Consider the following 12981-nt stretch of genomic DNA (forward strand, 5'->3'; position numbering starts at 1 on the left):
GTCTGAGCAACGGATTTGTGCGCGCGCTCTGGATTACAATCGGCCGGCAGCGTTATCCCGACTCCAATTGACTATTTTATGAGCGCCGAACCCCCGTTCCACGATCTGTCAGCCCCCCGAAATGATGATGTCAGTCATCAGGCCAGCGCTTGGTTTGCGTTGGTGAATGGCGGGGCGCCCACCCAGGCTGAGCGCGAGGCATTGGCGAAGTGGATCGAGGCTGATCCTCGTCATGCCCAGGCTTTTGCCCAATTGGAAAGCTTATGGGCCGCATCGGCGCTCTTGCTGCAGCCAGCGCCGCCTGCGGTGCATGCTCAATTGTCTCGACGCCGCTTTGTCGGGTTGGGAATGGCTGCCTGCACGGCGGCGGTAACGGCGGGCGCAACGACCTTCTGGCTTAAGGGTGTCGGGTCGCCATTTGCAGACTTGCACACGGCAGTGGGCGAGCGGCGGGTGGTGGATTTACCGGATGGATCGACCGTTGAGCTGGCTGGTAGCACGGCGCTGAATGTGGACTTTTCGTCAACAAAGCGCTCCTTGGAGTTGCTTGAGGGCGAGGCATTTTTCAAGGTCTTGCCTAATGCTGCCAGTGAACTCTCGGTCAGCACTCAAGCAGGCCAGGTTTTTGTCCGTGCAGGCGAGTTCTGTCTGTCATGCGACCGCACGACAGCGATGCTGGCGGTCAATCGGCACACGGTACGCGTACTGACTGCGGGCCAACAAACTGACGTGGGAGAAGGCTCTTCCCTGCGTTTTAGTGCAAGTCAAACGGGGCCGATCCAACGCGCTGAATTGGATCAGATACTCGCTTGGCGCAGCGGGCGCTTGGTGTTCTTCGACACGCCGCTGAGCACGGTTGTCAGTGAGCTGCAACGATGGCGAGAGGGAAAAATATTCATCATGGATAAGCAACTTGCCGCGCGGCGGGTCAGCCTGATTCTCAACCTGAACAGGCCTGATCAGATGCTTGATGTCCTCTCCAAAGCGTTGTCGGTGCGTATGACGAGTTATACCGATCTGGTCACCCTCATTTACTCCGCTTGAGCCATCGCCCGCGTCCTGACAATCCGGCTACTTTAAATCTGCAAATCTGCGCACTAACTCCCGCCTTGCGCGTCATGCCGGTGAACGATGCCTCTAGCGCAGTGAAGCGTAATAATTCACAGCGCCTTCAGATATTTTGATCCCTCATCCGTCTTAATGTGACTGATAGCTATTCGCATAGTAATGCACATTAAATAGGGAACCCCTGAATGCCAAAGCTCCACAACCCTGGACGCAAAATCGATACGCAATGGCGGTTTAGCCCCAGCGTCCTTGGCGCAGTCTTCGCGTGCTCACTGATCGTTGGCGCGGTTCAGGCTCATGGGGCAGCAGGTCATGCCACTGGCGCCTCTGTAGAAAAGTTGTCGTTTAACATCCCTGCCCAGCAGTTGCGCCAAGCCCTGCTGTTGTTCAGTCAACAATCCGGGCAAAACGTATTGCTCGATGGCAATCTGGATGTCGCGCTACGCAGCCCGGCAGTGGTGGGCCTGTACTCGGCGCAAGAAGCATTGGCGGGGTTACTGCAAGGCAGTGGCTATAGCTTCGCCCGCACTGACGCCGTGACGCTATACCTTGTACCTGTCGATAAATCGCAGTTGGCCAACACTGGCAGCGAAGTGACCTTGCCCGCCACCCAGATTCAGTATCACTCTCTCCAAGACAGCGGCCAAAGCCAGGGGTATCAGGGCAAGCCGGTCGCCAGTACCACGCGCATGGGGCTGAGCGACAAGCAAACGCCGCAGGCAGTAACCATCGTTACCCGCGAGCAAATGGACGACTTCAAACTCAATAGCGTGAAGGAGGCATTGCGCAGCGCGCCGTCAGTTACCGTCGAACAGTTCGAAACCGACCGGACCGCGTTCACCTCTCGTGGCTTCAATATCGATAATTTCGAATACGATGGCATGGGCATGCCGTTCTCGAGCGGGGTGATGCTCGGCGACCAAGACATGACCGAGTTCGAGCAGATTGATGTGTTGCATGGCGCCAACGGGCTCATGAGTGGTGCCGGCAACCCATCGGCTACGGTCAATTTCGTGCGCAAGCGGCCGACCGATACCTTCCAGGCGAAAATCGACAGCAGCGTCGGCTCTTGGGATAACCGCCGACTGGGCGTCGACGTGTCCGGCCCGCTGACGGACAGCGGCAATGTCCGCGGACGCTTTATCTATGCGCACGACAAAGGCAATTCCTACCTGGACCGCTACAGCCATGAGACCAATGTGTTCGCAGGGCTGCTGGCCTTCGACCTGTCCGATGCCGACACCCTGACCGTGGGTTTTTCCCAGCAAAACAACGATTCGAACGGCAGCACCTGGGGTGCCTTGCCTATCGCCGATGCCGCTGGCAACCGTATCCACTACAGCAGCCGCAGCTCCAGCATCGGTCAACCCTGGACCTACTGGAATATTCATACTCAACGCGCGTTCGCCGAGCTAACACACGACTTCGGCAATGGTTGGGCAAGCAAAATCACCCTGACAGGTGTGAGCCAGCACCAAGACACCCAGATGTTGTACGCCATCCCGGCAACCACCGATGACGTCTACGCCTACATGAACCGCACCACCAGTACTGAGCACCAAGTGATGGGCGAGGCGCAGTTGTCCGGGCCTTTCAGCCTGCTGGGGCGCGAGCACGAATTGACCGTAGGGGCCAATTACGGCCGTACTCACCACTCCGAACGCGGTCACTATAAAGACGCCTCCGGCTACGAAATTGTCAGCCTCGCCGATGCGCTCGCCGGCACGGTGGTGCAGCCGTCGTTCGACTACACCGATGACCTCAACACCCAGCTCTTCACCGACCGCCAGAAAAGTGTGTTCGCAGGCGCGCGTTTCAGTCTTGCCGATGACCTGCACTGGATCGCCGGGGCGCGCATGCTCAGCGCCGATGGTGACGGTGTCGGCTATGGCACCCCTCACGATACGCGTGTGCATGGCAAGGTGACGCCTTATACCGGCCTGGTCTACGACTTGGACCCGCAGTGGAGCCTGTACGCCAGTTGGACGAAGATTTTCAAACCGCAGTATGTGCTCGGCACCGATGGCAAGCTGATCGAACCGCTTGAAGGCAAAAGCATGGAAGCCGGGGTAAAGGGCAGCCTGCTCGACCAACAACTGAAGCTTAATGCTGCCGTGTTCAAGACCGAACAAGCCAACGTGGCCGAAGCGACCGGAGAGGTCGTCGGGAGTCAATACTTGTACAGAGGGCTGGACTCCAAGAGCCATGGTCTTGAGTTGGAAGCTTCCGGCGAGGCGTTGCCGGGATTGGAAGTGGCTGGCGGTTATACCTATGTGCGAATTGACGACGATAATGGCGACAAGGTTCGCAAGTATGTGCCCACCCACAGTTTCCGTGGCAGCGTGACTTACCGGCTGCCCGGCCTGCCCCAAGCCAAGGTCGGCACGCGCGTACATTGGCAAAGCGCGACCGAGCTCGACACTAACCGCGAAGTCCGGCAGAGCGCCTACGCCTTGGTTGACCTGATGGCAAGCTACGACATCGACGATCACTGGAGCACGTCGCTGAATATGAACAACATCACCGACCGCAAGTACCTGCTGTCGTTGTACCAGGCTGCAGGCTCCACCAACTACGGGGCGCCGCGCAACCTCACCGCCTCGGTGAGCTGGAAATACTGAGCGTAATCGATACCTTTGGCGCTCTGGTTTGTCCTTTCGGTAACCGCCGTGGTACGCCGGGGGCAAGCTGGGGGTAACGAAATACCTGGCAGCATCTGGCCCCGTCTGGGCCGATCACGTGGCGGGAGGAAACCGGCGCAGGCCCAAGTGCATTCACGATGGAGTTCTCAGGAGCGATCACAATGACGACCGACATTGCGCCCCAGTAAGTCTGTTGCGCAAGCCGGGACTCAAGGGCGCCCCTAGACTGCCGCCGTCACGATGATTTCGACCAGCAGGTCGGGATCATCGAAGGCGACCTGGCATGTGGCGCGGGCAGGACGCCCGGCATCAGCGAGCCACTCGACCCATGCGCTATTCATGGCGTCAAGGTCTCGCGCCATGTGTGCCATCCAGATTTGCACCGACAGCAAGCGGCTGCGATCGGTGCCTGCTGCTTCCAGTAATTCGTCGATCCGCGCCAGCACCTGACGTGTCTGGTCGGCGGCATCCTTACTGCAATCGGAGGGGGCGACGCCAGCCAGCCAGGCGACGTTGTTGTGAATGACCGCGCGGCTGAGGCGGGCGTTGGGTTGTTGGCGGATGATGTCGTTCATGGTCTCTTCTCCAGTCTGGGGTGATTAGCGGGACAGCGAAATTCATTGCTCATTGGCCAGATCACCCAGGGTGATGGGTTTGAGTGGCGGCCGGATTCGGTAGTAGCCCACGTCGGCCGGACTGACCCCATGTGCGTCGGCCAGCAGGCGTGTCACTGACAAGCCACACTGACGACCTTGGCAAGGGCCCATCCCGCAACGTCCAAAAGCTTTGGTCTGATTCGGCCCCTGACAGCCGAGGGCCGCATATTGACGGATGGCACCGGCGGTCACCTCTTCGCACCGGCAGATGATGGTTTCATCGGCGGGCGCCAGAAAGTCATTCTGCGGGGGGTACAGAGCGTCTAAAAATGGCCGCGCGCTGCGTTGGCGCGCCATGCGCCGGTGTACAGGCTTGACCCGTCGCCGCGCTTCTTCAGGTGTGAGCCGCTGCAACGCCAGGGCAATGCCAATGGCCGCGACCTTACCCTGTAAGGCGGCGGCTTCGGCTCCCTCGATACCCGCACCATCGCCGGCCACGAAGCAGCCCGACACGCTGAGTTCTCCCCAGGCGTCCTGCTCCGCCACCCAGCACTGGCGCTGGTCGTCCCAGCGATGAACCGCGCGCAACGCCAGTGTGGGCTGGGTATTGGGGACCACCCCTTGATGAAGCAGAATCAAGCGGCTGGTGACGCGGTGCGAGCGTCCATCACAGACAAAACTGAGACCCTCGGCATGGCCCTGGCCGTCGATCCGTAATCCACTGGCCGCGCGAAACCAAGGCACTCCAGCCCGGCGCAGGGTGTACAACAGTTTCAGGCCCTTGCCCAGTTGAGCGATGTTGCCGAGCGCCTGGGGCAAATGGCGCAGTGCGCGTAACCGATCCTGTGGCTGTGCCGTGTCGACCAAGGCCTCGATGCGAACACCGGCGCGCAGGAACTGCCACGCCAGTAGATAGAACAACGGGCCGCTGCCGGCCAGTACGACGGGGCAGGCCGGGATCTGCCCAGCACTCTTGAGTTGAATCTGCGCGGCACCTGCGGTCATCACCCCTGGCAGCGTCCAGCCAGGGACCGGCATGGGGCGCTCGTAAGCTCCGCAGCACAGCAACACTCGCTGCGCCTTGACCCGCCGCATTTGTCCGGCGGCGCGGTAATGTACCTCGCGCTCGGCGGTGATCAGCCACACCGATGCGAGCGGAACGTAGTCGATGCCACTGGCGAGGAACTCGCGAACCCGACTGATACCGACCTGGTAGTCCGCGCCAAGTACCTCGCTGCGCCTGGGCGAGACCTCGTGGGCGCCGCGGTAGATTTGCCCACCGGGACTGGATTGCTCATCCAGCACCCGCACCTGCACGCCCAACGCCTGCAACTGCAGCGCTGCCGCCATGCCTGCCGGGCCAGCACCTACGATCAGTACTTCGATCGATTCAGTCATTGCCTGCGCCCTCGACTATAGCGATTGTGAGCCTGCTGACCTGCAAGCCCGCGCGTGTTCGCACCTGGCAGGCTTGTTGCGCGACGTCGTCAATCAGCACTAGGCAGTCGAAGCACACGCCCATCATGCAATAGGCGCTGCGCGGTGCTCCGCTGATCACCGTGCAGCGGGTGTGTTCGACGCCTGCTTCCAACAACGCACTGGCCAACGGAATGTTATCCAGCACGCTCATCGACTGGCCGTCGAACTCGATGCGGATACGCTGTTGGCCGTCCGCATCAAGACTGGTAAACAGTGGGTTAGCCCTCATGGCTGGACTCCTTGAAACGCTGGTCGTTGAAGGCGGCTATATCGTCGGGTGCCGCGCCGCCAGCCAGCCACGGCGACAGCACGAAGGCGTGGGCCGCAGCCAAGGTGACGCCGCTGTGGCAGGTAGCGGCAAACACGCCGGGGGCCTCGCGGGATTCCTGATAAATCGGATAGCCATCCGGGCTCAGCACCCGCAACGCGCCCCAAGTGCGCACCACCTGCGCGCTCGCCAACTGTGGAAAACAGCGCACGGCGCGCTGCGCCAGATCGCTCATGACGCCTCGGCTGACGCCGTCGTCAAGGCCCACCGCCTCGTGAGAATCACCCAACTGCACACTGCCTTCGGCCGTCTGGCGGACGTAACTGGTGGGGTAGTGCAAGAACGGTGCAATACGCTCGGTCACCAATATCTGCCCGCGGTTGGGCTGCACCTCGATATTCAGCCCCACCTGAGCGGCCAACTCACGGTTGCCCAACCCAGCGGCCAGAACGACGCGCTCGGCAGTCCACTCGCGGCCCTCGCCCGACAGCCGATAACCTTCGCCCACGCGCTCGATACGTTGCACATTGGCATTGGTATACAAGCTCACACCGCGTTGCTGCATGGCGGTACTCAAGGCACGTAGCAGCAGCAGAGGATTGACGTGACCATCGTCCGGGCAGTAACAGGCGCCCGCGAGTGTCGGGCCGGCACCGGGCAGGCGCCGTTGTAGTTGTGGTAGGTCGAGGACCTCGAAACGGTAATCGCTGCCCAGCGCGTCGCGCAGCCAGTTCAGGCGCCGCACTTCTTCATCCAGCTCGGCGGCATCCAGGCATAGCTGAAAGCCGCCGGGTTGGCGCAACTGCACATCTATACCAGTTTGCGCCAACAAGTTCTGGGCCAGCCGTGGCCACAAGGCGGCCGAGGTCCGCGTCCAGCGCGCGTAGGCGGGGAGCCCGACGCCCTTACCTTGAACCCACACCAGCCCGAAGTTGCCGCGCGCTGCTCGCCAGGCGACATCGCCCTGGTCCAGCAGGCAAACTGATTCGCCAGCACAGGCCAGGCCATACGCCAAAGCCATGCCCACCAACCCGCCGCCCACTACACACACCCTGGGAGTTGTCATCGGCCAGTGCTCCCATTTTGCGCAGAGGGTTTATTTGAGAGGGGTGACATCGAGCTTCAGCCATTTTTCGGAGAGTTTCTTCAAGCTGCCGTCGGCGATTTCCTCGTTGATCGCCTGGTCGAAACGCGCCTTGAGGTCGCTGTCATCCTTACGCAAGCCAATGGCGATACCCGGGCCGAAGACGCCCCCGGCGAAGATCGGCCCGGCCATTTTTGCGCCCTGCATGGAGGATTGCTCGGTGGCCAGCTTGAGTACCACGGCGTTCGCCAGCACTGCGTCGATGCGGCCGCTGACCAGATCAAGGTTGTGGGCGTCCACGGTCTTGTATTCCCGTACTTCCATCAGCCCGGAAAGGTATTTTTCAGCAAACGCCGAGGCCGTGGTCGAGCCCTGTACACCCAGTACCTTGCCCTTGAGCAGTGGCGCCATTTTCGCCACCCATGTCTTGACAGCGGCTTCGTTGCTGTCCAAATCGAAGGTCGCGGTGGCATCGGGCAAGGTCGCCAGCGGACTGTTGCCCATTACCAGCAGTCCATTGAGCGGCGCGGCATAAGGACGGCTGAAGCCGATTACCTGCAGGCGTTTTTCGGTGATGCTCATGCCGGCCATGATCGCGTCGAACTTGCCGGCATTGAGTGACGGAATCAGCCCATCCCAGTCCTGTGCCACGACTTCGCATTTGGCCTTGATACGGGCACAGAGCTCATGTGCAAGGTCGATCTCGAAACCGTCCAGTTGCCCGCCGGGCTTGATGAAGTTCCACGGCGCATAGGCGCCTTCAGTGGCGATTTTCAACACTGGCGCGTCATCGGCGTGCGCCATGAGGCTACCCAGCGACAGTCCCAATACAGTGCCCAGCAAACAGTTGCGGATCATGGGTATTTCCTCGGTTCAGTGAGAATGGGTTGAGGCCTCAGGGCCTCGGTGCAAACGACGTTCGAGCCACATCACCACCCGGGTGATGGAAAAATTGATCAGTAGATACAGGGCGCCAGCGCATACGAACACTTCCACCGGCCGGTAGCTTTGCGAGACCAGGCGGGCGGCGATGCCAGTCACCTCCATGAGCGTGACGATGGAGGCCAGGGAGGTCGCCTTGACCATCAGGATCACTTCGTTGCCATACGCCGGGAGCATCTGCCTCCAGGCCAGCGGCCAGATCACATGGCGCCAGATTTGCGCGCGGCTCAAGGCCAGCGCTGCGGCTGCCTCTTTGTGGCCCGCAGCGACTGCGTTGACCCCGCCCCGCAGGATTTCGCTGGTATAGGCCGCGGTATTGAGGGTTAGCGCCAGCAGCGCGCACCAGTAGGCGTCGCGCAAGTAGGCCCAGGCAAAGCTGTCCCGCAGCCAGGCCGATTGACTGAAGCCGTAGTAGATGATGAACAGTTGCACCAGCAGTGGAGTGCCGCGAAACACTTCGATGAACAGCCACGCAGGGTAGTCCAGGTAGCGTCGCCCTGAGAGCCGCATGGCGCAGAGCAGCCAGGCCAGGGCAAAGCCTGCCAGGCAGGCGCACATCGCCAGCTTCAGGGTCAACGGCAGTCCCCTCAGCAGTTGGGCGAAGCAGTCGAGCATGAATGACCAGTCCATTACTGGCCACCCGAGGGCAGGGCCAGCCGACGTTCGAGCCGTCCCAGGCAATGGCTGCTGCTGACACTTACCAGCAGATACAAGGCGCCGGCGGTCCCGTAAAACCAGAACGGTTGGTGGGTAGCGCCCGCACCGATTTGCGCCTGGCGCATCAACTCGACCATACCGACCACGCTGATCAACGCCGATTCCTTGAGCACCAACAGCCAGACATTGGCCAGGCCGGGCAGGGCAAACCGTAGCGCCTGAGGCGCGATGACCAGCAACAGTAATTTGCCGCCGTCGAGCCCCAGCGCGCGTCCAGCCTCAAGGGTGCCGCGTGGAACGCAGCCCATGGCGCCGCGCAGTACTTCGATCTGATACGCACCGGACACCACCGCAATCGCCAGCATGCCCACCAGAAACGGCGGGACGCCAACGAAGCTTTTCAGCCCGAGCTGATGGGCAGCCTGGGTCAAGACCATGCTGCTGCCGAAGTAGAACAAGTAGATGATCAGCAGGTCCGGGACGCCGCGCAGCACCGTGGTATAGAGGTCTGCCGCAGTACGCAATGATCGGAATCGAGAGAGTTTGGCCCAGCAACCGATGCCGCCGATCAGCCCACCACAGGCAAACCCGCAAAAGGCAATGGTGCAAGTCATCAGGGTCGCCAACAGCATGTCGGCCGCCCAGCCTTGCTCGCCGAAACCCATCGTTTGCCAGAATGTCATGGACTGCCCCTGGTGAAGGAGTGCTTGATTGAGGGCAGATAAAAAGACAGCGTAAGTGGCATGGACAGCGCTCTTGGCGCCGTCTCGAAATAATCTAAGAAAGAATTTCACATACCATTTGCATAATCCATAATCATTTTATTTCAATTCAGAATGACTAAATATTATGGAGGTTTGATGCGGCTCACCCTTCGGCAAGTCGAAGCGTTTCGCGCCGTCATGCGTACCGGCAGCATGACCGGCGGGGCTGATCTCATGGCCGTCACACAGCCGGCGGTCACTCGACTGGTTCGGGATATGGAAGCGGCATTGGGGTATGCGCTGTTCGAACGCCGCGGCAATCAGTTGCAGCCCACGTCCTACGCCATTGCGTTGATCCCTGAGATCGAGCGATCGTTTATCGGCCTGGAACGGATCGCCCGCGTCGCGCGTGGCATTGGTGAACAAACCGCCGGATCGCTGCGTATCGCCGCGATGCCCGCAGTGGCCAATACGCTTTTGCCGGCATTTCTCGCGCGCTTCCTGACGTCTCGGCCACAACTGCACGTCAGCCTGCTCGGCGTGCCGTCTCATCTGGTGGCGGAAATGGTCGCATCCGGGGAAGCGGATATCGGCTACGCCGAGGGCCCGCTGAACCGCCACGGGCTGAACATCCAGGCAGTGCCCATGCATGCTGTCGTGGTGGTACCCGACAATCATCGGCTTGCAGGTTTGGCAGTTGTCGACCCGCTAGACCTCAGTGGCGAATGCATGATCGCCGTGGCGCCGGGCTCGTTGTTCGCTGCCGGTGTAACCCTGGCCCTTGCCGAAGTACCGCGGCTGGCCCGCTTCGAAACTGGGCTGTCCTATACGGCTTGCGCGTTGGTTGCCCAGGGGTTGGGGGTGAGCATCGTCGATCCACCGACGGCGCAACAGTTCACCGGCCGTGGCGTGGTAATAAAGCCCTTGAGCGTTTCTGTCGATACCGGGTTTCTGGTCATCCGCTCGGAGAATGCGCTGGCGCAAGAATTGGTGGAGGTTTTTGCAGAAGAGTTTCTGGCGTTTGCGTGTGAAGGCTGAGTGCTCATGCAGTATTTGAGATGTCTCAAGTGCGGTGCAAAACCGGTGGACTGAAGTGCCCTCTCGATCTTCGTCGCAGTGGAAGTGGACATGCGCCTGTGCAGCAGTAGGATATGGAGCGTATCCGCTCATCAGTTGGGCGCCGAAGCAGGCCATAGCATTCCGGCAGGAGCATTGCGATGTTGATTTACAGCCCTTGAACAAGCCCGCAGCATCCAGAATCAACGAACCAAAACAGACGCTGGCGATGTACACGGCCCGTGCGGCCCGTGCGGCCCGTGCGGCCTGGCGGTATAGGCTTGTAGGTAGGGTGTTTGGTGGCGATTTGGATATGCGGGGGAGTGTTGCGGAATAGCTAATTGGAGCGGGTGAAGGGAATCGAACCCTCGTTATCAGCTTGGGAAGCTGGAGTAATGCCATTATACGACACCCGCTTGTGACGCTTTCAGCGGCTGACTTTGTACCAGAAGCGGGGCTTGAATTGAAGCGCTAATTTCCGAATGTGAGAAGTTTTGGTCGTGGCGCGGGGTGCTGCGAGATGGATCGGAATTCATTCGTCGACTGCTGTCGTGTGGACGCTGACGTATGAATCCTATTCCAGATGACCGTCACGGTCAGATTGCAAATGCAGGGTGGTTATGTACGTTTTGGTGGCGTATTCGGCTCGGTTCGGGCGCTGGTTTCAGGAACTCCAGCAGGGCGTTTTTGGAGTGTAGACAAGCTGCTTTGTGTTCCATGTCCAGAAAGTGTCCGGCGCACTGGATGGTGCTGAAATGGCACTGCCGCACGTGGTCGGCGAATAGCCTGGCGTCTTGCGCAGCGGTGTATTCGTCCCATTCGCCGTTCATGAACAGCACCGGCACGTTGATTCGTTTCGCTAACTTGATCTGCCCCAGCGTATTGGTGTCCAGCACGTGGTTGATGTGGTGGTGCATCTGCGCGTACTCATGCAGGTCCAGGGTGCTGACGTGTTTGTAGTTGAAGCGCTTGAAAAGCGATGGCAGGTGTTTGCCAATGGTGCTGTTGATCAGGTTGCCGACTTCATACCGATCATAGGCACCAAGGTGCTGGCTGCCCCGCTCGAGATAGTCGCGCATGGGCTCGTTGATCACCGGGGAGAACGAACTGATCACGGCTTTTTCGATTCGTTTGGGTCTGTGCGCCAACGCCACCAGCGCAGCCGCTCCGCCCCACGAAAACGACATGATGTGCTCGGCGTTGAAGTGGTCGATCAACTCCAGCAGGATCTGTCCTTCGATTTCTTTGGTCAGCGGTCTTTCGTGCAGGTTGTGAGGTTTGGATTTACCCGCATAAGGCTGATCGTAGAGCACGACGTTGAATTGCGGGTAGAGATTGCGGGCGGTTTGTGCGAACGATGCCGTAGTGGCCAGTGAGCCGTTGACCATGATGATGGTCTTTTCTGCGGCATCTGCGCGATAGCACTCCGTGTAAACCCGAAACTGTCCCTGTATATCAAGCACAGCGATTTCTGGCCTCATATTCATGTCTCCTGACGTGAAAACAGGTGCGCGCGCAACCACGTTGCACGGCCTTGTGGCAGGTAGGCATTGCCTTGTAAGGGGCCCATGTCGATCCGCAACGATCTGTTCGACAGGTATTATTATTGGCGGGCGATTTACCGAGCGCGGATGCTTGAAAGGCTCTCGCGACAGCAAAAGGTTTCTTGGAATAGTTTTCTGACTCATCGGTCACATGTGGACTGACGAATGGATTCAAGCAGGGGGCGGGCGAAGTCGCAAGTGCCGTTCGTGAATTGCCGGGATCTTCTGCCGGGCGGTAGGCAGACGTCAGATCAGCAGGATTTCAGCGGCGTTCAGCGGACGGTATTGGCCAGGCTCTAGCGCGGGGTCTAGCGCCAGGGAGCCGATACTTTCGCGGTGCAAGCTCAGCACTTTATTGTCGAAATGGCCAAACATGCGTTTAACCTGATGATAGCGGCCTTCGACGATGCTTAGTCGGGCGCGGTGGTTGTCGAGCACGATCAACTCGGCTGGCTGGGTGGTGAGGTTTTCAAACGCGAAGTAAAAACCGTCAGCGAATTTCTTTACATAATGCGCGCCGATTTCCTGCTCGGTTTCGACGTAGTAGACCTTTGGCAGTTTCGATGCGGGTTGTGTCAGGCGCCGCGACCATTGACCGTCATTGGTGATCAGCATCAGGCCTGAGGTATTGAAGTCCAGGCGACCGGCAATATGCAGTTCGTGCTTGTCGGGTTCGTCCAGCAAGTCAAGCACAGTCGTATGTTGCGGGTCGACTGTTGCGCTGACGCAGCCCGGTGGTTTGTGCAGCATGAAATAACGCGACGCTTTTCCGGCTTGCAGCACTTCGTCATCGAACATGACGCAACTGAATTCACGCACATCGTGATGCGGGTTGGTGATGGTTTGACCATCAACGTTGACACGGCCGGCGATCAGTGCAAAACGCACGTCCTTACGACTGAAGCGGGGGAGGTTGCTGAGGAAACGGTCGAGGCGCATAG

General features: G+C 59.7%; 12 protein-coding genes and 1 tRNA gene. 3 read left to right on the forward strand and 10 right to left on the reverse strand.

What is annotated here, in order from left to right; translation table 11 throughout:
• Positions 1-78: 78 nt before the first annotated feature.
• Positions 79-1044 (forward strand): FecR family protein, encoded by a 966-nt coding sequence (locus VGC62_RS18170; RefSeq protein WP_331188465.1) that lies wholly within the window; start codon positions 79-81, stop codon positions 1042-1044.
• A gap of 209 nt (positions 1045-1253) precedes the next feature.
• The gene (locus VGC62_RS18175) at positions 1254-3689 is read left to right on the forward strand and encodes a TonB-dependent siderophore receptor (RefSeq protein WP_331188466.1); all 2436 of its coding nucleotides are present in this window, start codon (positions 1254-1256) and stop codon (positions 3687-3689) included.
• A gap of 242 nt (positions 3690-3931) precedes the next feature.
• On the opposite strand, the gene VGC62_RS18180 is transcribed toward VGC62_RS18175, so the two are convergent.
• From VGC62_RS18180 to VGC62_RS18210, 7 genes are read right to left on the reverse strand one after another with little or no spacing between them, the layout of a single operon-like run.
• The gene (locus tag VGC62_RS18180) at positions 3932-4285 is read right to left on the reverse strand and encodes a RidA family protein (protein ID WP_331188467.1); all 354 of its coding nucleotides are present in this window, start codon (positions 4283-4285) and stop codon (positions 3932-3934) included.
• A gap of 42 nt (positions 4286-4327) precedes the next feature.
• Positions 4328-5704, reverse strand: a complete 1377-nt coding sequence (locus tag VGC62_RS18185) for an NAD(P)/FAD-dependent oxidoreductase (protein WP_331188468.1) — start codon at positions 5702-5704, stop codon at positions 4328-4330.
• On the reverse strand, positions 5697-6014 hold the full coding sequence (locus tag VGC62_RS18190) for a (2Fe-2S)-binding protein (RefSeq protein ID WP_331188469.1): 318 nt from the start codon (positions 6012-6014) through the stop codon (positions 5697-5699). The genes VGC62_RS18185 and VGC62_RS18190 overlap by 8 nt, the downstream gene beginning before the upstream one ends.
• Positions 6004-7119 (reverse strand): FAD-dependent oxidoreductase, encoded by a 1116-nt coding sequence (locus VGC62_RS18195; protein ID WP_331188470.1) that lies wholly within the window; start codon positions 7117-7119, stop codon positions 6004-6006. The genes VGC62_RS18190 and VGC62_RS18195 overlap by 11 nt, the downstream gene beginning before the upstream one ends.
• A 30-nt stretch (positions 7120-7149) precedes the next feature.
• The gene (locus VGC62_RS18200; RefSeq protein ID WP_331188471.1) at positions 7150-7995 is read right to left on the reverse strand and encodes a transporter substrate-binding domain-containing protein; all 846 of its coding nucleotides are present in this window, start codon (positions 7993-7995) and stop codon (positions 7150-7152) included.
• A 15-nt stretch (positions 7996-8010) separates the two neighbouring features.
• Positions 8011-8709 carry an ABC transporter permease subunit gene (locus VGC62_RS18205; protein ID WP_331188472.1) on the reverse strand — a complete coding sequence of 233 codons (699 nt, stop codon included), beginning with the start codon at positions 8707-8709 and terminating at the stop codon, positions 8011-8013.
• Complete coding sequence (locus tag VGC62_RS18210; protein WP_331188473.1) at positions 8709-9419, reverse strand: ABC transporter permease subunit; 711 nt, start codon at positions 9417-9419, stop codon at positions 8709-8711. The genes VGC62_RS18205 and VGC62_RS18210 overlap by 1 nt, the downstream gene beginning before the upstream one ends.
• Positions 9420-9596: 177 nt before the next feature.
• Here VGC62_RS18210 and VGC62_RS18215 point away from each other — a divergent pair, with 177 nt between their 5' ends.
• Complete coding sequence (locus VGC62_RS18215; RefSeq protein ID WP_331188474.1) at positions 9597-10478, forward strand: LysR substrate-binding domain-containing protein; 882 nt, start codon at positions 9597-9599, stop codon at positions 10476-10478.
• Positions 10479-10838: 360 nt separating this feature from the next.
• Here VGC62_RS18215 and VGC62_RS18220 read toward each other — a convergent pair.
• The 3 genes from VGC62_RS18220 to VGC62_RS18230 all read right to left on the reverse strand — a co-directional run bounded on the left by VGC62_RS18220 (position 10839) and on the right by VGC62_RS18230 (position 12979).
• A tRNA-Gly gene (locus VGC62_RS18220) sits at positions 10839-10912 on the reverse strand.
• Positions 10913-11092: 180 nt separating this feature from the next.
• The gene (locus tag VGC62_RS18225) at positions 11093-11977 is read right to left on the reverse strand and encodes an alpha/beta hydrolase (protein ID WP_331188475.1); all 885 of its coding nucleotides are present in this window, start codon (positions 11975-11977) and stop codon (positions 11093-11095) included.
• 309 nt (positions 11978-12286) lie between these two features.
• Positions 12287-12979 (reverse strand): pseudouridine synthase, encoded by a 693-nt coding sequence (locus VGC62_RS18230; protein WP_331188476.1) that lies wholly within the window; start codon positions 12977-12979, stop codon positions 12287-12289.
• Positions 12980-12981: the final 2 nt, after the last annotated feature.

The sequence above is a fragment of the Pseudomonas sp. genome (assembly GCF_036404235.1).
GTDB lineage: Bacteria > Pseudomonadota > Gammaproteobacteria > Pseudomonadales > Pseudomonadaceae > Aquipseudomonas.